The following is a 19,100-nucleotide window of genomic DNA, read 5'->3' as shown; positions in this document are numbered from 1 at the left end:
CCTGCACCTACCAACGTTTGTCCTGGGCCGTGTCCAGCAACGGCCGCAGGCGTTCTGCAATCGCTTCGCGCGCGCGGAAGATCCGCGAGCGCACCGTACCGATCGGGCACTCCATGATGTTGGCGATCTCCTCGTAGCTGAGGCCTTCCAGTTCGCGCAACATGATGGCTGTCCGCAGTTCTTCGGGTAGAGCCGCCATCGCCTCCTCGACGGTTTCGCCGATCTGGCGCGTCATCATCAGCCTCTCGGGCGTGTTGATGTCACGCAGTTGATCGCCGTCTTCGAAGGTCTCCGCTTCTTCGGAGTCGAAACTCGTCGAAGTCGGTGCCCTGCGTCCCTGCGAGACCAGATAGTTCTTCGCGGTGTTGATACCGATCCGGTACAACCACGTATAGAACGCACTATCCCCGCGGAACGACCCCAGCGCACGGTAAGCCTTGATGAAGGTTTCCTGCGCCACATCTTCGACTTCGGCTGGATCGCGGATCAACCTCGACAGCAGGCGATGCAGCTTGCGCTGGTATTTGGATACCAGCAAGCCGAAAGCCTGCTTGTCGCCGCGCTGCACGCGCTCGACGAGTTGCTGATCGATTTCGCGATCGGTCATGGAGTGTTCGTTCTTTCCGGATATTCGAATGACAAAGCCGCCGGATTATAAGCGAGCACCCCTGCTCTCACCAAAGATCGAAGACAGAGGGACAGACACGCCCCTCCTGGATTAGTTCATGCACCGGACGGGCGATCCGGCAAGCTGCGTGCAGTGCGCCGGCACGCCCTTGACTGTCGCGCCGCGTGCTATATTTTTGGCCCTTTCCCTTGAGCGCGAGCGACATCTTGCTGAAACAGTACGACGTACTCATCCTCGGCAGCGGCGCGGCAGGCCAGTCCATGGCGCTCAGGCTCGCCGACAGCCTGCGTGTCGCCCTCGTAACCAAGCGCGAACTGTCCGACAGCGCCAGCAACTGGGCCCAGGGCGGCATCGCCGCGGTGCTCGACACCGCCGACAGCATCGAAGCCCACGTCCAGGACACCTTCACCGCCGGCGCCGGCCTGTGCGACGCCGAGGCCACCCGCTTCGTCGTCGAGAACGGCAAGCGTGCCATCGAGTGGCTTATCGATCGCGGCGTGCCCTTCACCCGCGAAGCCGACTCGCAGCTGGGCTACCACCTCACCCGCGAAGGCGGCCACTCGCACCGGCGCATCATCCATGCCGCCGACGCCACCGGCGCCGCGGTGCAGTCGACGCTGTCGGCCCAGGTGCGCGCGCATCCGAACATCGACATCTTCGAGCATCACATCGCCGTCGATCTGGTGCTCGGCGACAAGGTCGGCCAGCCGGACGAAGGCTGCCTCGGCGCCTACGTGCTCGACATCGAAGCCGGCAAGGTCGTGACCTTCGCCGCGCGCAATACCGTGCTGGCGACCGGCGGCACCGGCAAGGTCTACCTGTTCACGACCAACCCCGACGTCGCCACCGGCGACGGCGTGGCGATGGCCTGGCGTGCCGGCTGCCGGGTGGCGAACATGGAGTTCATCCAGTTCCATCCGACCTGCCTCTACCATCCGCAGGCCAAGTCGTTCCTGATCTCCGAAGCCGTGCGCGGCGAAGGCGGCCTGCTCAAGCTGCCCGACGGCACCCGCTTCATGCCCGAGCACGATCCGCGCGAAGAACTCGCGCCGCGCGACATCGTCGCCCGCGCGATCGACTTCGAGATGAAGAAGCGCGGCCTCGACTGCGTGTATCTGGACATCAGCTACAAGCCGACCGAGTGGCTGCGCTCGCACTTCCCCAACATATATGCCCGCTGCCTGGAACTCGGCATCGACATCACCCGCGAGCCGATCCCGGTGGTGCCCGCCGCGCACTATTCCTGCGGCGGCATCGTCACCGATCTGGCGGCGCGCACCGACGTGCCCGGCCTGTATTCGGTGGGCGAATCGGCCCACACCGGCCTGCATGGCGCCAACCGCCTGGCGAGCAATTCCCTGCTCGAATGCCTGGTCTATGGCGAAGCGGCGGCGAACGACATCCTGGCGAAGCCGAAGCGCCCGGCCCCGGCGCTGCCCGCCTGGGACGAGAGCCGCGTCACCGATGCCGACGAGGAAGTCGTGATCTCGCACAACTGGGCGGAACTGCGCCGCGCGATGTGGGACTATGTCGGCATCGTCCGCACCACCAAACGCCTGAAGCGGGCACAGCATCGCATTCGCCTGCTGGCACGCGAGATCCACGAGTTCTACTCGAACTTCCGCGTCACCAACGACCTCATCGAACTGCGCAACCTGGTGGTCACCGCCGACCTGATCGTCTCCTGCGCGCTCAAGCGCAAGGAAAGCCGCGGCCTGCACCACTCGCGCGACTACCCGGATCTGCTGCCGCGGGCGCGTGAAACCATCCTGCGCCCGCCACGCAAGCGCCAGACCTGATCAGGCGCTGGGCAACGGCGCGGCCTTGTGCCGCAGCCATATCCTCAGCAACCGCCAATGCACCGGCGCCATGTTGGCCCGCAGCAGCATCAGCCGCCGCCGGAATTTCGCCGGCGGCGAACTGGCCTCGCCCAATGGGCCGACGAGCGGCAGCCAGATGGCCCAGCCAAAATCGACCGCGCCGGGGGCGAGCCGATAGCCGCCAATGGCAGAGACTCCACCAGCGGCACGGCATTGCAGACTCAAACCGCCATTGCCCCCGAGCACGAGTACCAGATCCTGCTTGGCCCGCTCCTGGGCAAGGGCGAGGAACAGCGACAAGGGCAGCATGCACCAAAGCACGCCACCCAACATGCGCAGCGGCGGCCACGGTTCGCCCAAGGGTATCGGCATCAGCCCCGGCACATGAAAAAGCGCCAATCCCGCCACGACATGCGCGGCCAGGATTGACGCCATCACGGCCCTCGAAGGGGCAAGCGGAACGCTCAGCGGAAAGTGCATGGCATCACCATGCGCCTTCCATTCAGACCTTGCGGAACACCAGGGTGCCGTTGGTGCCGCCAAAACCGAAGTTGTTCTTCAGTGCGACATCGATCTTCATCGGGCGGGCGACGTTGGCGCAGTAGTCGAGGTCACACTCCGGATCCTGCTCGAAGATGTTGATCGTCGGCGGCGAAATCTGGTTATGCACCGCGAGCACGGTGAACACCGACTCCAGACCGCCTGCGCCGCCCAACAGGTGGCCGGTCATCGACTTGGTCGAATTGACCACCAGCTTCTTCGCCGCATCGGCACCAAAGGCGAGCTTGATCGCATCGGTCTCGTTCTTGTCGCCCAGCGGCGTCGAAGTGCCGTGCGCATTCAGGTAATGAACCTGGTCGGGCGTCACACCGGCGTTCTTCATCGCGTTGACCATGCTGCGGCGCGGACCGTCGGTGTCCGGCGCAGTCATGTGGTAGGCGTCGCCGCTCATGCCGAAGCCGGCGATTTCGGCGTAGATTTTCGCGCCGCGTCGCACCGCGTGTTCGTACTCCTCGATCACCATCACGCCGGCGCCCTCGCCCAGCACGAAGCCGTCGCGGTCCTTGTCCCACGGCCGGCTGGCCGTCGCCGGATCGTCGTTGCGGGTGGACAGCGCCTTGGCCGAGCCGAAGCCGCCGATGGCGAGATTGGTGACGGTCGATTCGGCGCCGCCGCAGACCATCACGTCGGCGTCGCCGTACTCGATCATGCGCGCACTCATGCCAATGGCATGAAGACCGGTGGTGCAGGCGGTGACCACTGCCAGGTTGGGCCCCTTCATGCCGTACATGATCGACAGGTTGCCCGAGATCATGTTGATGATGGTGCCCGGAATGAAGAAAGGCGAAATCTTGCGCGGCCCGCCGCCGAGGAAATCGTCGTGCGTCTCCTCGATCATCGGCAGGCCGCCGATACCGGAGCCGATGTTCACGCCGATGCGATCGGCGTTGCTTTCATCGACCACGATGCCGGAGTCGCGAATGGCCTGGATACCCGCCGCCATGCCATAGTGGATGAACACGTCCATGCGGCGCGCTTCCTTGGCCGACAGGTATTCGGTGACGTCGAAGTTCTTGACCTCGCCCGCGATCCTGGCCGAAAACGCACTCGCGTCGAAACGGGTGATCGGTCCGATGCCGCTCTTGCCGGCAAGCAGGTTTTCCCAGGCTTCGGGAACAGTATTGCCGACTGGCGAAATGGCACCCAGACCGGTGACGACGACTCTACGACGCGACACGGGCAACTCCGTTGAAATCGATGGAATGAAGACAAGCGCATCCGGACACCGCTACAGCGATGCCCGGACTGCGTTCACTGACGAGAAGTGAATTACTTCTTGAGGTGGGCGTTGACGTAGTCGATCGCCTGCTGGACGGTGGTGATCTTCTCGGCCTCTTCGTCCGGGATCTCGCACTCGAATTCTTCTTCGAGGGCCATGACCAGCTCCACGGTGTCCAGCGAATCCGCGCCCAGATCATCGACGAACGAAGATTCGGTCTTGATCTCCGATTCGTTCACGCCAAGTTGCTCAGCGACGATCTTCTTGACGCGCTGTTCGATGTTCTCCATGAACTAACTCCTTCCCTGAGGGTAACGGGTGTATTGAAAAAGCCGGCGTATTCTACCAAAACCCGGCCGAACCGCTATCCTGACCAACGATCAGGACATGTACATACCGCCATTGACGTGCAGGGTGGTCCCGGTCACGTAGGCGGCGGCAGGCGAGGCAAGGAAAGAAACTGCCCCGGCGATCTCTTCCGGGCGGCCCAGACGGCCGAGCGCGATGTTGCCCAGCAGGGCGTCGCGCGCGGCTTCCGGCAGCGCACGCGTCATGTCGGTATCGATGAAACCGGGCGCCACGCAATTGACGGTGATGTTGCGGCTGCCCAGCTCGCGCGCCAGCGCGCGCGTCATGCCGGCGACGCCGGCCTTGGCGGCGGCATAGTTGGCCTGGCCCGGATTGCCGGCGCTGGCCACCACCGAAGTGATGTTGATGATCCTGCCCGTGCGGGCCTTCATCATGCCGCGCATGACCAGCTTGCTCATGCGGAAGACCGCGCGCAGATTGGTGTCGAGCACCGCATCCCACTCGTCGTCCTTCATCCGCATCGCGAGGTTGTCGCGGGTGATGCCGGCATTGTTCACCAGGATCGAGACCGCGCCGAAGCGCTTCTCGACTTCACCAACCAGGGCCTCACAGGACGCCGCATCGGTCACGTTGAGTGCCATGCCCGCACCCTTGATACCCGCGTCGGCCAGCGCCTTGTCGATGTCGGCAGCACCGGCCTCGGAAGTGGCGGTACCGACCACGGTCGCGCCGAGCCGGCCCAGTTCCAGCGCCACGGCGCGGCCGATGCCGCGCGATGCGCCGGTGACCAGCGCAACCTGCCCTTCAAGCGAGAAACTCATATTCACCTCACCGCCGCAATCGACTGTTCGAGGCTCGCCGCATCGTGCGCCGAACCGCCTTCCACGTCCTTGGCAATGCGCTTGGTCATGCCGGCCAGGACCTTGCCCGGGCCGCATTCGATGACGTGGCTCATGCCGCGCGCCGCCATCGCCTGGACCAGCTCGATCCAGCGCACCGGCGAATAGGCCTGGCGCACCAGGGCGTCGCGGATATTCTCGGGATCGTCGTAGACGGCGACATCGACGTTGTTGATGACGTCGATTTCCGGCCGGCTGATGACGACATTCGCCAGCCGCTCGGCCAGCCGTTCGGCCGCCGGGCGCATCAGCGCGCAATGGAAAGGCGCGGACACCGGCAGCAGCACGGCACGCTTGGCACCCTTGGCCTTGGCGATCTCGCCGGCGCGCTCGACCGCGGCCTTGGCCCCGGCGATGACGATCTGGCCCGGCGCATTCAGGTTGGCGGCCTCGACCACCTGCCCCTGCGCGGCTTCGGCACAGGCTTCGCGCACCGCGTCGGCATCCAGGCCCATCACCGCGGCCATCGCGCCTTCGCCGGCGGGAACCGCCTCCTGCATCGCCTGGGCGCGGAAGCGCACCAGCGGCACCGCGTCCTTGAAGGCCATCGCACCGGCAGCGACCAATGCGGAATATTCGCCCAGGCTGTGCCCGGCCACCAGCGCCGGCCTGGGACCGCCCGCCGCCAGCCAGGCACGCCAGGCGGCGACACCGGCCGTCAGCATCAGCGGCTGGGTATTGACCGTCAGCGCCAGGCGCTCGGCCGGGCCTTCGCACACCATGGCCCACAGATCCTCGCCCAGCGCATCGGACGCTTCGGCGAAGGTTTCACGAATCACTGCGGATTCGCCGTAAGCGGCCATCATGCCGACCGATTGCGAACCCTGCCCGGGAAAAACCAGTGCAAATGCCATGCCTGCTCTCCGGCTGTCAGAAGTTGGAATGAGGAATCAGAAGTCGATCAGGGCCGCGCCCCAGGTAAAGCCGCCGCCGACGCCTTCGACGATGATGCGCTGTCCGGGGCGAATCTGGCCACTGCGCACCGCTTCGTCCAGCGCCAGCGGAATCGACGCAGCGGAAGTATTGCCGTGATGATCGAGCGTGGTGATGACCTTGTCCATGGACAGGCCCAGGCGCTTTGCCGTGGCCTGGATGATGCGGATGTTGGCCTGGTGCGGAATCAGCCAATCGACGCTGCCGGCACTCTCGCCTGCAGTTTCGAGCACTTCGTGAGCCACTTCGCCCAACACCTTGACCGCGAACTTGAACACCGCCTGGCCATCCATGCGCAGGAAAGGGTCGCCGATCACCTGACCCGAAGCGACGCCGCCGGGCACGCACAAGATCGGATGATGGCTGCCATCGGCGTGCAGTGCCGAGGCACGAATCCCCGGCTGCTCAGACGCTTCGAGCACCACCGCGCCGGCGCCGTCGCCGAACAGCACGCAGGTGGCGCGATCCGACCAGTCGAGGATGCGCGAGAACACTTCGGCGCCGACCACCAGCGCGCGTCTGTGACTGCCGGAACGGATGAATTTTTCCGCCACCGACAAGGCGTAGACGAAGCCGCTGCACACCGCCTGCACGTCGAATGCAGGCCCGCCGTTGCGGATGCCGAGCTTGGACTGCAGCAGCGTTGCCGTGCTCGGAAAGATGTAGTCCGGCGTCGAGGTCGCGACGATGATCAGATCGACGTCCTCGGCCTCGCAGCCTGCCGCCTCGATCGCACGCTCGGCGGCGACCCTCGCCAGATCGCTGGCGCCGACGTCCGCAGCGGCCAGATGACGGCTGCGGATGCCCGAGCGGCTGATGATCCATTCATCCGAGGTATCGATGCCGCGTGCGACCAGATCGTCGTTGCTGACCGGCTCACCAGGCAGATAGCTGCCCGTGCCCGCGATCCTTGCATAGATCATGCCTTCACCTCATTCATGCTCGCCATCCGTTCGGAAATCCGTTCGACGAGCCGGTTCGACGCCGCCTCGGCTGCGCGGGAAAGCGCATTGCTGAAAGCAAGCACGTCGGCCGACCCATGACTCTTGAGTACCACTCCGCGCAGGCCCAGCAGCGGCGCACCATTGTAGAGGCGATGATCGACCCTCTGCTTGAAGCGCTTGAGCACCGGCAGAGCCACCGCGGCCATCAGCTTCGTCAGCAGCGAGCGGCTGAACTCCTGCTTGAGCATCGCCCCCAGCATCTGTGCCAGTCCTTCCGAGGACTTGAGCGCAACGTTGCCGACGAAACCGTCGCACACCACCACATCCACCGTGCCTTCGTAGATGTCGTCGCCCTCCACGTTGCCGTAGAAGTTCAGTCCGCTGACGCGCAGCAGATCGGCAGCCTCCTTCACCACGTCGTTGCCCTTGATGGCTTCTTCGCCGATATTGAGCAGGCCGACGCTCGGCCGCTCCTTGTGCTCGATGGCAGCAACCAGCGACGAACCCATGACGCCGAACTGCAGCAGATTCTCGGCCGAACAGTCAACGTTGGCGCCGAGGTCTAGCACGTAGGTATGCCCCTTCATCGAAGGCAGCACGGAAGCAATGGCCGGCCGGTCGATGCCAGGCAGCGTCTTCAGCACGAAGCGCGAAATCGCCATCAGCGCGCCGGTATTGCCGGCCGACACCGCGGCGCTCGCCTCCCCGGCCTTGACCAGGTCCATCACCACGCGCATCGAGGAATCCTTCTTGTTGCGCATGGCGATCGCCGGCGGGTCGTCCATGGTGACGACCTCCGACGCCGGGTGCAGCCTCAGGCGGGCACCGAATTGGGACTGGGCCGTGCCGAGCAGAGGCTGGATCGCCTCCTCCCGGCCGACCAGGATTACGTTTGCATCGGCATGACTGCGAAGAAAGGACAGCGCGGCGGGCACGGTCACGGCCGGGCCGTGATCGCCACCCATGCAGTCGATCGCAATGGTGACACCTATCGGCATCTGGCGTGACTCAGGCGGAAAGTGTGGGAGATGCGCGGAAAAAAAGCGGCGCAGGCGCAAAGCGCCATACGCCGCCTTCGCGTACTGGGAGCGGGATTACTCGCCCTTGGCCTTCATGACCTTCTTGCCACGATAGACGCCGCTCGGGCTGACGTGGTGGCGCAGGTGGACCTCACCGGTGGTCGGCTCGACAGCCAGTGCCGGGGCGGTCAGGAAATCGTGGGAACGGTGCATGCCACGCTTCGAGGGGGACTTCTTGTTCTGTTGGACGGCCATGGAAATACTCCTGAGACAAATTGATGCGCCTAGTCTGCGCGATGACTGCCTCGCAGCGACGCCAGCGCAGCGAAAGGCGATTCTTCGTTGGCCCCGTTGATTCCCCGGGGCGCCTCACATTGTTCGTGTCGCGGTGCGATCGGCAGGGCCAGCAGGATTTCATCCTCGACCAGCGCCAGCACGTCGAGATCCTCTTCGACCTCGATCGCATCGACTTCGTCGTCTTCGAGTTCCTCGTCGGGAATCGGCTGGCCCGCTCGCACCGGCTGCAGCAGGGTTTCGACAGCCAGGGGCCAGTCGAAACCCGCCAGACAGCGCTGGCAACGCAAGTCCAGCAGCCCTTCGAGCGTCAGCCTGAGCCGGGGTTCCTGCCGACCGGACAAGCCGCCTCCGGCGAGCGCCCGTTCGGCCAGCGAACCTTCGACCCTCCAGCTCACCACGCCCGCAGCACTGGCCAGCACATCGGCCAGACGCGACAATTCCGCCACCTCGACCTCGCCCGACAGGGTCCGTGCCTCGGCGGCGAAACGGAAGGGATCGGCAATCCTGCCGAGCGACGCGCTTCGTTGCGACATAGCCGAGCATGATATTATTTTTTCAGGCTTTGTGTCAAAGCAATCAAAGGCGCCACTCCTCACGCCGCCCCCATCCCTCCCGCCGAAGCACCCGATGAAGCTGATCCTTGCCTCCACGTCCGCCTACCGGCGGATGCTGCTCGAACGCCTGGCCATCCCATTCGAGACCGCACGCCCCGACACCGACGAAAGCCCGCTGCCCGGCGAAGCCCCCGACGCCACGGCCGAGCGCCTCGCCGCCGACAAGGCACGCGCCGTGGCATCGGCCTGGCCGGACGCGCTGATCATCGGCAGCGACCAGGTTGCCCACATCGGCGACCGGATCTTCGGCAAGCCGGGCAGCGAGGAGCGCGCCATCGCCCAACTGCGGCAGATGAGCGGCCAGACCGTGGTTTTCCATACCGCACTGGCGCTGCTCAACACCCGCAGCGGCCGACTGCAGGTCGAAGGCGTGCCGACACAGGTGCGCTTTCGCACCCTGAGCGACGACGAAATCCGCCGCTACGTCGCCACCGAACGGCCACTGGACTGCGCCGGCAGCGCCAAGGTGGAAGGCCTCGGCATCACCTTGCTCGAAGCCCTGTCCGGCGACGACCCCACGGCCCTGATCGGCCTGCCGCTGATCGCCCTGTCGCGCATGCTGCGTGCCGAAGGCCTCGCCCTGCCATGAACACCGCCCAAGCTCCCGCCGCCGTACACGGCACGCTGTTCCTGGTGCCTGTTTCCCTCGGCGAGACGCCCTGGCCCGGCTTCCTGCCTGCCCAGGCGCAGGCGGTCGCCGCCGGCCTGGAGCACTTCGTCGTCGAAAACGCCCGTGCCGCGCGCGCCCACCTGAAACGGCTCGACTACCCTCGCCCACTGCGCGACACCGACATCCGCGAACTGCCGTCCGACCCCTCAAGCGCACAGGACGCGGCTTTCGACGCCCTGCTCGCGCCCGCACTGGCAGGCCGCGACCTGGGCCTGATGTCGGACGCCGGCTGCCCCGCCGTCGCCGACCCAGGCGCCCGCCTGGTGGCGCGCGCCCACGCGCTCGGCATCCGCGTCGCGCCGCTGGTCGGGCCGTCATCCATCCTGCTCGGCCTGATGGGCTCGGGCCTGAACGGCCAGAGCTTCGCTTTCCACGGCTACCTGCCGGTCGAGGAAATCGGCCGCGACGCCGCGCTGCGTGCGCTGGAAGACGAATCGCGCAAGCTCGGCCGCACGCAGATCTTCATCGAGACGCCCTATCGCAACGAACGCATGTTCGACGCACTGCTGAAGACACTGAAGCCGGACACCCGCATCTGCGTCGCCCGCGAGCTCAACACTGCCGAGGAAGCCATTCACACCCGTAGCGTGCGCGAATGGAAGAAGACGGCCCGCCCGGTGCTGGCGAAGCGGCCCTGCCTGTTCCTGCTGCTGGCCTGAGGAACGAAGCAAGCCCATCGATGGGCCTGCCGCTCAGGCGTAGACAGGAAATTCGTCGCACAAGCGGCGAACCTGGCTTCCCGCCCGTTCCAGCACGCCGCCATCATGCGGGGCATGCAGGACGTCGGCGATCAGGCGACCGACCAGGCGGGCCTCGCCGGCACCAAAGCCTCGCGTCGTGATGGCCGGGCTGCCCAGGCGGATGCCGCTGGTGACCATCGGCTTCCGCGGATCGTTCGGGATCGCATTCTTGTTGCAGGTGATGCCCACCCGCCCGAGAATGCGTTCGGCCTCCTGGCCCGTCAGCCCGACAGCGCTCAAATCGACCAGCATCAGATGGCTTTCGGTCCGGCCCGACACGATGGAAAGGCCCCGCTCCACCAGCACGGCTGCCATCGCCGCAGCATTGTCCAGGACCGACTGCTGGTAGGCCTTGAACTCCGGACGCAACGCCTCCTTGAATGCAACCGCCTTGCCCGCGACGACGTGCATCAGCGGGCCGCCTTGCATGCCGGGGAAGATTGCGGCATTGATCGCCTTCTCGTGCTCCTCCTTCACCATGATGACGCCGCCGCGAGGGCCTCGCAGCCCCTTGTGGGTGGTGGATGTCACGACATCCGCCCAGGGCACGGGATTGGGATAGACCCCGCCGGCAATCAAGCCGGCGTAGTGCGCGACATCCGCCATGAAAAAGGCGCCGACGTCGCGGGCCACCCTGGCGAAACGCTCGAAGTCGATGCGCAACGCATAGGCCGACGCGCCGGCGATGATCAACCGCGGCCGCAGCTCATGAGCCAGGCGCTCCATCGCATCGTAGTCGATTTCCTGCCGCGCGTTCAGGCCATAACTACCGACCTTGAACCACTTTCCGCTGATGTTGAGCGGCATGCCGTGGGTGAGATGCCCCCCTTCGGCAAGACTCATCCCCAGGATGGTGTCACCCGGGTTCAGAAGCGCGAAGAACGCCGCCTGGTTGGCCTGCGAACCCGAATGCGGCTGGACGTTCGCCGCTTCGGCACCAAACAGCTCCTTCAGACGCTGGATGGCAAGCCGTTCCACCTCATCCACGAAGTCGCAACCACCGTAGTAACGCTTACCCGGATAGCCTTCTGCGTATTTGTTGGTCAGTTGCGACCCCACCGCCTCGAGGACGGCCGGCGAGACATAGTTCTCCGAGGCAATCAATTCGATATGTCGCTCCTGGCGCAGATTCTCGCGCTGGATGGCATCTGCGATCTCGGGATCGATTCGCGAAATGTTGTGAGTTTCATGCGCAAACATGGCAATCCTTACATGTGGTCAATGATAAATTGATTCGATTAAATCGGTCAAATAACATTAAAACACCAATCAAATAACGTCAACACATCGATTCAATTTACAAGTATTACGCGATCAGAGCGGATGCTATGATTGAGCCCCTGCTCCATTGCACCCAATCAATGAATCTCGACCATGTGGCAGCCAACGCTTTTCGAGTCCGACGGCCCTCTTTATGAACGCATAGCCGCGTCCCTCGAACGTGACATCCAGGCGGGCCGGCTGGCTAGCGGCAGCCGGCTGCCGACGCTGAAGGAGCTGGCAGCCCAGTTGGGGGTGACGCCAGGCACGGTCGGTCGCGCATACGAACTGGCCCAGCGCCGTGGGCTGGTCGACGGCGAGGTGGGGCGTGGCACCTTCGTCAGGGAGGCAGGCAATGGCGGCGACGTTCGGCCGCTCTCCACCGGATCGCCCCCTCTTTCGCGGCCCATTCCGGCAACCGCTTCCGATCTGGCCAGCGACCGGGTCGACCTGTCCATCGTCAAACCCAACCTGGAGATTCAGGAGCCTTATCTCCGCGCCGCACTGGCTGATCTGGCACAGGCTTCCTACCTGCCTGAGATGCTGGATTACACGCCGGACGGGGGCCTGCCGCCTCATCGCCAGGCAGGCGCGACATGGATGCAGCAGGCCGGCCTGCCAGCCCGGGCGGAGCAGGTCGTACTGACCGCGGGCGGCCAGCATGGGCTATGGGTGGTGATCAACGCACTGACCCGCCCCGGCGACCTCGTTTTCTGCGAATCCCTCTGCTATCCGGGCGTCGCTTCCGTGGTACATGGCCTCGGCCGGCGTCTGAAGGGGATCAAACTCGACGAGGCAGGCATGCAGGCGGACACCTTGCGCGAAGCCTGCCGTGAAGAGCGCCCCGCCCTGGTCATCTGCATCGCCAACTGCCAGAACCCCACCTGCAGCGTGATGCCTGCGGACAGACGACGCCAGATCGCCGAAATCGTGCGTGAATTCGACACCACGCTGGTCGATGACGACATATACGGATTTCTCGTGCCTACCGGCGCCGCACCGCTCGCCAGCTTTGCGCCCGAGCGTTCCGTCTATCTCACCAGCCTCTCGAAGTCGGTCCTGTCAACCGTGCGGCTCGGCTACATCCATGCGCCGGCCGAATGGCTGCCCGGGCTTGCGGCGAGCGTGCGGACGAGCATATGGATGGTCTCTCCGCTCGCGGCACAGATCGCCACGATCCTGATCAATGGCGGCAAGGCCGAAGAACTCGGCCGGGCGCAGCAACAGGAGGCACGCGCGCGGCAACAGATCGTGCGCGAAGCGCTCGGGGAGTTCGAGTTCCGCACACAACCGGCCGGTTTCCACATCTGGCTGAAACTGCCGCCGCGGTGGTCGAGCGGCGATCAGTTCGCCAGCATGGCCCGCAGCCACGGCTTGATCGTCGCCCCGGGATCATCGTTCGCGATGAACCGTGACGGCGAAGCCCAGGCCTTCATCCGCATCGCGATCATGGGCGGCACACGCGGCCAGCTGCGCTTCGTGCTGGCAAAGCTTGCAGGGCTGCTGAAAACAGCCGACGCCCTCTGGCTTTGAGCCGGGCCTACGTTCAGGCGCGCTCCAGCAGCCAGCTCACCATCTCGCCTGGCGTGCGGACGCAGGCCAGCGGCCGTTCGGCCTCCAGCGCCGCCAGCGGATGCGCGCCAAAGCCCACCGCCAGCCCGGCCACGCCGGCGTTGCGCGCCATCTGCATGTCGTGGGTGGTGTCGCCCACCATCAGCGTGCACGCCGGATCGGCGCCGAGTTCGTCCATCAACTGCTCCAGCATCGCCGGATGCGGCTTCGAGAAGCATTCGTCGGCACAACGCGTCGCCAGGAAATATTCCCCCAGCCCGGTATGCGCCAGCGCCCGGTCCAGGCCGACCCGGCTCTTGCCGGTCGCCACGCCCAGCATGCGGCCGCGGCCGGCAAGCTCGGCGATCAACTGCGGCACACCGTCGAACAGCCGCAGTTCGCGATCCCGGGCGAGGAAGTGATGGCGGTAACGCTCGATCATCGAGTCGTAGTCGGCTTCGCGCAGCGCGGGCACCGCATAACGCAAGGCCTCGCCCAAGCCCAGCCCGATCACGTAGCGCGCCTGCTCGTCGCTCGGCTCGGGCAGATTCAGGTCGCGGCACGAAGCCTGGATGGCATGGACGATGGCCGCTGCCGAATCCAGCAGCGTGCCGTCCCAGTCGAACACGATCAGATCGAAGCGCTCAGCCATTCACTTTCTCCGCGGCGCCCAGGCCATCGATGAAGGATTGCAGCTCCGGCGGCAGCGCCGCCTCGAAGGACAGCGGTTCGCCGGTCAGCGGGTGCTGGAAGGACAGCTGCGCCGCGTGCAGGAACATGCGCTTCAGGCCCTCGCCTTCCAGCCGCTTGTTGAGGGCGAAATCACCGTACTTGTCGTCGCCGCACAGCGGAAAGCCGAGGTGGGTCAGATGCACCCGGATCTGGTGGGTGCGGCCGGTCTTCAGTTCCACCTCGAGCAGGCTGTAGTCCCGCCAGCGCTTCACCAGCCGCACGATGCTGTGCGAAGGCTTGCCCTCGTCGCTGACGCGCACGCGGCGCTCGCCCTCGGCGGTCAGGTACTTCAGCAGCGGCGCCTTCACGTGCTGCAAGGGGTTGTTCCAGCGCCCCGGCACCAGGGTCAGGTAGCGCTTCTCGACGCGCCCCTCGCGCAGCATGTCGTGCAGCACGGTCAGGGCCGAACGCTTCTTGGCCACGATCAGCAGGCCCGAGGTCTCGCGGTCGAGGCGGTGCGCCAGTTCCAGCATGCGCACTTCCGGCCGCTGCACCCGCAACTGCTCGATGACGCCGTAGCTGACGCCGCTGCCGCCATGCACAGCCTTTCCCGCCGGCTTGTCGATGACGATCAAGGCGTCGTCCTCGTACACCACCGGCAACGGCCTGCCTGCCGGCGCAGGCGTGCTGCGCACGGGCTCGGCGGTGCGGATCGGCGGAATGCGCACTTCGTCGCCTTCGGCCAGGCGGTAGGTCTGCTGCACCCGGCCGCCATTCACCCTCACCTCGCCGCTGCGCAGGATGCGGTAGATGTGGCTCTTGGGCACACCCTTGGCGATACGCTGCAGATAATTGTCGATGCGCTGCCCGGCCGAGGCCTCGTCGATGCGCTCGTGTCTTACCGCAATGCTTTTGCCTTCGATAGTCGTCATGAAATATACTTTCGGGCGGTCGACCCGGTCGCTGCCAGCCAAGTGCATCACGTCGAGGCTCCGTACGTCGAAACGACGGACCCCCGACGACGGCAAACTGCTGGCGATGAGCCCTGAAGAGCGCTCCCGGCGTCGCCGCTGCGTGCCATCCAATGCCGAAAAAGGCGCCGATGGTAACGCAATCGCCAACTTCGATACACCCGTCCAGCCCCTGGGTTGGATTTTGACGCGTTACTCGCACATGCAGGATCAAATGTTCCGGCCCGGCGGCCCCTCCACCGGCCCGCTGGCGGGAACAAGAGAATATCGACCAGCCGACCCATCACAGCCCGACTAACCCACCGGATGCAAACAGAAGCCCTACCCAATCGCTCCTGAACCCGGAAAGCGCGATGGTGCGCGCCGTTCGTCCTGCCCGTGCTCTTGACGCGGGAGAACGATCCAAATGAAGCGCATGCTTTTCAATGCGACGCAGGCCGAAGAACTGCGCGTCGCGATCGTGGATGGTCAGAAACTGATCGACCTCGATATCGAATCGGCCTCGAAGGAAGAACGCAAGAGCAACATCTACAAGGCGGTCATCACTCGTATCGAGCCCAGCCTCGAAGCGGCCTTCGTCGACTATGGCGCCGAGCGCCACGGCTTCCTGCCGTTCAAGGAAATTTCCCGCTCCTACTTCCAGCCCGGCGTGGACGCCGGCAAGGCCTCGATCAAGGAGGCACTGAAGGAAGGCCAGGAACTGATCGTCCAGGTCGAGAAGGACGAGCGCGGCAACAAGGGCGCGGCGCTCACCACCTACATCTCGCTGGCCGGCCGCTACCTGGTGCTGATGCCGAACAATCCGCGCGGCGGCGGCGTGTCGCGCCGCGTCGAAGGCGACGAACGCGCCGAGCTGCGCGAAGCGATGGACCAGCTCGACGTGCCGCAGGGCATGAGCCTGATCGCCCGCACCGCCGCGATCGGCCGCAGCGCCGAAGAGCTGTCGTGGGACCTGAGCTACCTACTGCAACTGTGGCGCGCGATCGAAGGCGCGGCACAGGGTCAGAGCGGCGCCTTCCTGATCTATCAGGAAGGCAGCCTGGTCATCCGCGCCATCCGCGACTACTTCCAGCCGGACATCGGCGAGATCCTCATCGACACCGACGACGTCTATGAGCAGGCCTGCCAGTTCATGGGCCACGTCATGCCCGCCAACGTCGCCCGCGTGAAGCGCTACAGCGACGACGTGCCGCTGTTCTCGCGCTTCCAGATCGAGCACCAGATCGAATCGGCCTACTCGCGCCAGGTCGGCCTGCCCTCGGGCGGCGCCGTCGTCATCGACCACACCGAGGCGCTGGTGTCGATCGACGTCAACTCCGGCCGCGCCACCAAGGGCTCGGACATCGAGGAAACCGCCTTCCGCACCAACTGCGAAGCCGCCGACGAAATCGCCCGCCAGCTCCGCCTGCGCGACCTCGGCGGCCTGATCGTGATCGACTTCATCGACATGGAGTCGGCCAAGAACCAGCGCGAAGTCGAAAACCGCCTGCGCGACGCCCTGCGCCACGACCGCGCCCGCGTGCAGACCGGCAAGATCAGCCGCTTCGGCCTGCTCGAACTGTCGCGCCAGCGCCTCCGCCCGGCCCTGGCCGAAACCAGCTACATCACCTGCCCGCGCTGCAACGGTACCGGCCACATCCGCAGCACCGAATCGTCGGCGCTGCACATCGTCCGCATCCTCGAAGAAGAGGCGATGAAGGAGAACACCGGCGCGGTGCACCTGCAGGTGCCGGTCGACGTTGCCACTTTCCTGCTCAACGAGAAGCGCGTCGACATCGCCCGCATCGAGATGCGCCACAAGGTGCAGCTCATCATCGTGCCCAACCGCCACCTCGAAACCCCGGCGCACGAAATCATCCGCCTGCGCCACGACCAGCTCAACGCCGAGGACATCGCCCTGGCCAGCTACCAGATGGTGCAGAAGCCTGCCGAGGAATCCGAGCGCCTGCCGAACAAGGCCAACGACCGCCCTGCCCGCCAGGAAGCCGCCGTCAAGGGCATCGCGCCAGCCCAGCCCGCACCGGTCACAGCCAGCGCGGCACAGCCAGTCGAGCAAAACATCGCTCCGGCCGAGCCGAAGGGGCTGCTGGCACGCATCATGAGCTGGTTCTCCGGCAGCAAGCCGCAGGCCGCCCCCGTACCCGAACCCGTCGCCGAAGCGGCACCGAAGCGCGAACCCCGCGCACGCGGCGAGCGCAATGGCGACGGGCGCCGCAACGGCGGCAACCGCGGCCGCCGTGGCGAACGCGATGGCGAGGTGCAACCCGGCCGCAGCGCACGCAGCGAACGCCAGGAACGCACCGAGGCGACGGACAAGCCGCAACGCGCAGAAAAAACCGAGCGCAGCAACGAACGTGCGGAAGGACGCCGTGGCCGCAGCCGTGGTGAGCGCAACAGCGAACGTGCGGCGGAACCCTTGCCGGCCACCGGAACGCCGGCCGCCGGCAGCCCGGCGCCCGAAAGCAACGACGAACTGCTGAAATCGGCTGCCGCATTGACCGCCGTTGCCGCCACCACCGCTGCTGAAGCCGCCCCGGCCGATACCACCGCCGGCGAAGAAGGCGCCGCCGGCGAGAAACGCCGCCGCCGCGGTCGTGGCCGTGGCCGCCGTTCAGGCGAAGCCGTGGCGGATGCTGCAGCACAAGACGGCGCAGGATCCGAAGACGCAGCAGTAGAAGGCGCCAGCACCGTTCTCGCCACTCCAGTCGAGGAAGGCGCTGCCGCCTCCGCTGAAACTGCAGCCGAAGCGACCGAACCGCCCGCTTCGACGGAGCCCGTCCAGGCCGAAACGCAGCAAGCTCCGCTGGAGCAAGCCGAGCCTGAGGCAACCGAAGCGCTGCCGGCTGAAATGCAGGCCGCAGTTGAAGCGGAATCGGTTGAAACGGCTGCAACCCCCGTAGCAGAAGAAGCTGCGCCGTTGCCGGTCGTCGCCGCGGAAGTCGAGACAAGCCACACTGCGCCAGTTGAAACCGCGCCGGTCGAAACCGCAGCAGGTGAAGCAGAAGCGCCGTTCCCGGCCATGCTCGCAAGCGAAATCGAGACGGAGCAGCCTGCAGCAATCGAGGCACCGGCAAGCCAGGCACCGGTCGAGGAAGTTGCCGTCCAGTCTGCCGCCGGGGAAAACGCACGGGCCGCCGAGCCCATCGCTGCCGCATCGCCGGCTGCAGCCGGCGCAGCCCCGTCGCTGATCGAGCGTGCGGCCATGGCAGCCCGGACCGGCAATCCCGAAGCAATGGCACCGAGCGCCCCGATCTCGGTGCCGGCACCGGCCGAAAGCGGCCTGGTCATGATCGAAACCGATCCGACCAAATGCGCGGCATTCGGTACCGGTGCCCCGGAACAACCGGTTCGCCTCGGCCGCAAGCCACGCCCGGCACCCGTCATCATCGAGGAACCGCTGCAGCAGGTCGAAACGCGCAACTAAGCAGGCGCACCGTCCGGGCCAGTGAAAAGGCCGCCCCCGTTGCAACGGGGGCGGCCTTTTCGTTCCATGCAGAAGCAGCGGGAGGCCGCTCCACTCAAGCCTGGGTCGTCACGCTTTCCAGCAGACCGCGCACGCCGCTCTCGCACAAGTCCAGCACGACCTCGAAACCCTTCGGGCCGCCGTAGTACGGGTCAGGCACTTCATCGAGTTCGCTGTCACGCGCATAGTCCATGAACAGCCCCAGGCGCGACTGGTAAACCTCGGGGCACATACGCTGCATGTATTCCAGGTGACCGCGATCCATCGCCAGCACGAGGTCGAAGCGCTGAAAATCGGATACGTGCAGCTTGCGCGCGCGCAGGTCCGACAGGTCGTAGCCACGCTGCTGCGCTGCCTTGCGGGCACGCGAATCGGGCGCTTCGCCGACATGGGAGCCGTGCGTGGCCGCCGAGTCGACCTCGATCAGGCTCTCGAGCCCGCCCGTCTGGATGAAATACCGCGCAATGCCTTCTGCCGTCGGCGATCGACAGATATTGCCGGAACAAACGAACAGAATTCTTACCATCACT

Annotated in this window: 19 protein-coding genes; 5 read left to right on the top strand and 14 right to left on the bottom strand. The window is 65.6% G+C overall.

The window, feature by feature from the left end; genetic code table 11:
• Positions 1-7: 7 nt before the first annotated feature.
• On the bottom strand, positions 8-607 hold the full coding sequence (rpoE, locus tag QM748_RS03125; RefSeq protein ID WP_415245600.1) for an RNA polymerase sigma factor RpoE: 600 nt from the start codon (positions 605-607) through the stop codon (positions 8-10).
• A gap of 227 nt (positions 608-834) precedes the next feature.
• Here rpoE and nadB point away from each other — a divergent pair, with 227 nt between their 5' ends.
• Positions 835-2,427 carry an L-aspartate oxidase gene (gene nadB / locus QM748_RS03120; protein WP_415245599.1) on the top strand — a complete coding sequence of 531 codons (1,593 nt, stop codon included), beginning with the start codon at positions 835-837 and terminating at the stop codon, positions 2,425-2,427.
• Here nadB and QM748_RS03115 read toward each other — a convergent pair whose 3' ends face one another.
• The 9 genes from QM748_RS03115 to QM748_RS03075 all read right to left on the bottom strand — a co-directional run bounded on the left by QM748_RS03115 (position 2,428) and on the right by QM748_RS03075 (position 9,162).
• The gene (locus QM748_RS03115) at positions 2,428-2,928 is read right to left on the bottom strand and encodes a protein YgfX (RefSeq protein WP_415245598.1); all 501 of its coding nucleotides are present in this window, start codon (positions 2,926-2,928) and stop codon (positions 2,428-2,430) included. It lies immediately after the preceding gene.
• A gap of 22 nt (positions 2,929-2,950) precedes the next feature.
• Positions 2,951-4,186: a beta-ketoacyl-ACP synthase II gene (fabF, locus tag QM748_RS03110; protein ID WP_415245597.1), complete on the bottom strand. Its 1,236-nt coding sequence runs from the start codon at positions 4,184-4,186 to the stop codon at positions 2,951-2,953.
• 92 nt (positions 4,187-4,278) lie between these two features.
• Complete coding sequence (acpP, locus tag QM748_RS03105) at positions 4,279-4,518, bottom strand: acyl carrier protein (protein ID WP_002930040.1); 240 nt, start codon at positions 4,516-4,518, stop codon at positions 4,279-4,281.
• A 90-nt stretch (positions 4,519-4,608) separates the two neighbouring features.
• On the bottom strand, positions 4,609-5,358 hold the full coding sequence (fabG, locus tag QM748_RS03100; protein WP_415245596.1) for a 3-oxoacyl-ACP reductase FabG: 750 nt from the start codon (positions 5,356-5,358) through the stop codon (positions 4,609-4,611).
• A gap of 2 nt (positions 5,359-5,360) precedes the next feature.
• A complete protein-coding gene (gene fabD / locus QM748_RS03095; protein WP_415245595.1) occupies positions 5,361-6,290 on the bottom strand; it encodes an ACP S-malonyltransferase in 930 nt (309 codons plus the stop codon).
• Positions 6,291-6,326: 36 nt separating this feature from the next.
• The gene (locus QM748_RS03090) at positions 6,327-7,292 is read right to left on the bottom strand and encodes a beta-ketoacyl-ACP synthase III (RefSeq protein ID WP_415245594.1); all 966 of its coding nucleotides are present in this window, start codon (positions 7,290-7,292) and stop codon (positions 6,327-6,329) included.
• Positions 7,289-8,305, bottom strand: a complete 1,017-nt coding sequence (gene plsX / locus QM748_RS03085) for a phosphate acyltransferase PlsX (protein ID WP_415248007.1) — start codon at positions 8,303-8,305, stop codon at positions 7,289-7,291. The genes QM748_RS03090 and plsX overlap by 4 nt, the downstream gene beginning before the upstream one ends.
• Before the next feature lie 102 nt (positions 8,306-8,407).
• The gene (gene rpmF, locus QM748_RS03080; RefSeq protein WP_068634644.1) at positions 8,408-8,587 is read right to left on the bottom strand and encodes a 50S ribosomal protein L32; all 180 of its coding nucleotides are present in this window, start codon (positions 8,585-8,587) and stop codon (positions 8,408-8,410) included.
• A 29-nt stretch (positions 8,588-8,616) separates the two neighbouring features.
• Positions 8,617-9,162, bottom strand: coding sequence for a YceD family protein (locus tag QM748_RS03075; RefSeq protein WP_415245593.1), 546 nt, complete (start codon positions 9,160-9,162; stop codon positions 8,617-8,619).
• 94 nt (positions 9,163-9,256) lie between these two features.
• Between QM748_RS03075 and QM748_RS03070 the strand changes: the two genes are divergently transcribed.
• Both QM748_RS03070 and QM748_RS03065 read left to right on the top strand, forming a co-directional pair.
• Entirely contained in the window at positions 9,257-9,832 is a 576-nt protein-coding gene (locus QM748_RS03070; RefSeq protein WP_415245592.1) for a Maf family protein, read from the top strand.
• Positions 9,829-10,572, top strand: a complete 744-nt coding sequence (locus tag QM748_RS03065; protein WP_415245591.1) for an SAM-dependent methyltransferase — start codon at positions 9,829-9,831, stop codon at positions 10,570-10,572. Before QM748_RS03070 ends, QM748_RS03065 begins: the two co-directional genes overlap by 4 nt.
• Positions 10,573-10,605: 33 nt before the next feature.
• Here QM748_RS03065 and glyA read toward each other — a convergent pair whose 3' ends face one another.
• Entirely contained in the window at positions 10,606-11,853 is a 1,248-nt protein-coding gene (gene glyA / locus QM748_RS03060) for a serine hydroxymethyltransferase (protein WP_415245590.1), read from the bottom strand.
• 174 nt (positions 11,854-12,027) lie between these two features.
• On the opposite strand from glyA, the gene QM748_RS03055 reads away from it, so the two are divergent.
• A complete protein-coding gene (locus QM748_RS03055; protein ID WP_415245589.1) occupies positions 12,028-13,446 on the top strand; it encodes a PLP-dependent aminotransferase family protein in 1,419 nt (472 codons plus the stop codon).
• 13 nt (positions 13,447-13,459) lie between these two features.
• Here the strand turns inward: QM748_RS03055 and QM748_RS03050 are convergent, their stop codons facing one another.
• Together QM748_RS03050 and QM748_RS03045 are read right to left on the bottom strand one after the other, a co-directional pair.
• On the bottom strand, positions 13,460-14,116 hold the full coding sequence (locus tag QM748_RS03050) for an HAD-IA family hydrolase (RefSeq protein ID WP_415245588.1): 657 nt from the start codon (positions 14,114-14,116) through the stop codon (positions 13,460-13,462).
• Positions 14,109-15,068 (bottom strand): RluA family pseudouridine synthase, encoded by a 960-nt coding sequence (locus tag QM748_RS03045; RefSeq protein WP_415245587.1) that lies wholly within the window; start codon positions 15,066-15,068, stop codon positions 14,109-14,111. Before QM748_RS03045 ends, QM748_RS03050 begins: the two co-directional genes overlap by 8 nt.
• A 445-nt stretch (positions 15,069-15,513) precedes the next feature.
• On the opposite strand from QM748_RS03045, the gene QM748_RS03040 reads away from it, so the two are divergent.
• Complete coding sequence (locus tag QM748_RS03040; protein WP_415245586.1) at positions 15,514-18,531, top strand: Rne/Rng family ribonuclease; 3,018 nt, start codon at positions 15,514-15,516, stop codon at positions 18,529-18,531.
• Between the two features lie 94 nt (positions 18,532-18,625).
• Here the strand turns inward: QM748_RS03040 and QM748_RS03035 are convergent, their stop codons facing one another.
• On the bottom strand, positions 18,626-19,096 hold the full coding sequence (locus QM748_RS03035) for a low molecular weight protein-tyrosine-phosphatase (protein WP_415245585.1): 471 nt from the start codon (positions 19,094-19,096) through the stop codon (positions 18,626-18,628).
• Positions 19,097-19,100: the final 4 nt, after the last annotated feature.

Origin of the sequence: Thauera sp. (assembly GCF_047601425.1) — a bacterium.
Lineage (GTDB): Bacteria > Pseudomonadota > Gammaproteobacteria > Burkholderiales > Rhodocyclaceae > Thauera.
This window is presented reverse-complemented; position numbering and strand designations above follow the sequence as displayed.

What these genes read in the sequence shown, in the direction of transcription:
- QM748_RS03035 (WP_415245585.1), bottom strand. Translation starts at nt 19,096, where the DNA reads ATGGTAAGAATTCTGTTCGTTTGTTCCGGCAATATCTGTCGATCGCCG.
- rpmF (WP_068634644.1), bottom strand. Translation starts at nt 8,587, where the DNA reads ATGGCCGTCCAACAGAACAAGAAGTCCCCCTCGAAGCGTGGCATGCAC.
- rpoE (WP_415245600.1), bottom strand. Translation starts at nt 607, where the DNA reads ATGACCGATCGCGAAATCGATCAGCAACTCGTCGAGCGCGTGCAGCGC.
- acpP (WP_002930040.1), bottom strand. Translation starts at nt 4,518, where the DNA reads ATGGAGAACATCGAACAGCGCGTCAAGAAGATCGTCGCTGAGCAACTT.
- QM748_RS03075 (WP_415245593.1), bottom strand. Translation starts at nt 9,162, where the DNA reads ATGTCGCAACGAAGCGCGTCGCTCGGCAGGATTGCCGATCCCTTCCGT.
- glyA (WP_415245590.1), bottom strand. Translation starts at nt 11,853, where the DNA reads ATGTTTGCGCATGAAACTCACAACATTTCGCGAATCGATCCCGAGATC.
- fabD (WP_415245595.1), bottom strand. Translation starts at nt 6,290, where the DNA reads ATGGCATTTGCACTGGTTTTTCCCGGGCAGGGTTCGCAATCGGTCGGC.
- QM748_RS03090 (WP_415245594.1), bottom strand. Translation starts at nt 7,292, where the DNA reads ATGATCTATGCAAGGATCGCGGGCACGGGCAGCTATCTGCCTGGTGAG.
- QM748_RS03055 (WP_415245589.1), top strand. Translation starts at nt 12,028, where the DNA reads ATGTGGCAGCCAACGCTTTTCGAGTCCGACGGCCCTCTTTATGAACGC.
- QM748_RS03045 (WP_415245587.1), bottom strand. Translation starts at nt 15,068, where the DNA reads ATGACGACTATCGAAGGCAAAAGCATTGCGGTAAGACACGAGCGCATC.
- QM748_RS03070 (WP_415245592.1), top strand. Translation starts at nt 9,257, where the DNA reads ATGAAGCTGATCCTTGCCTCCACGTCCGCCTACCGGCGGATGCTGCTC.
- QM748_RS03065 (WP_415245591.1), top strand. Translation starts at nt 9,829, where the DNA reads ATGAACACCGCCCAAGCTCCCGCCGCCGTACACGGCACGCTGTTCCTG.
- fabG (WP_415245596.1), bottom strand. Translation starts at nt 5,358, where the DNA reads ATGAGTTTCTCGCTTGAAGGGCAGGTTGCGCTGGTCACCGGCGCATCG.
- QM748_RS03115 (WP_415245598.1), bottom strand. Translation starts at nt 2,928, where the DNA reads ATGCACTTTCCGCTGAGCGTTCCGCTTGCCCCTTCGAGGGCCGTGATG.
- QM748_RS03050 (WP_415245588.1), bottom strand. Translation starts at nt 14,116, where the DNA reads ATGGCTGAGCGCTTCGATCTGATCGTGTTCGACTGGGACGGCACGCTG.
- QM748_RS03040 (WP_415245586.1), top strand. Translation starts at nt 15,514, where the DNA reads ATGAAGCGCATGCTTTTCAATGCGACGCAGGCCGAAGAACTGCGCGTC.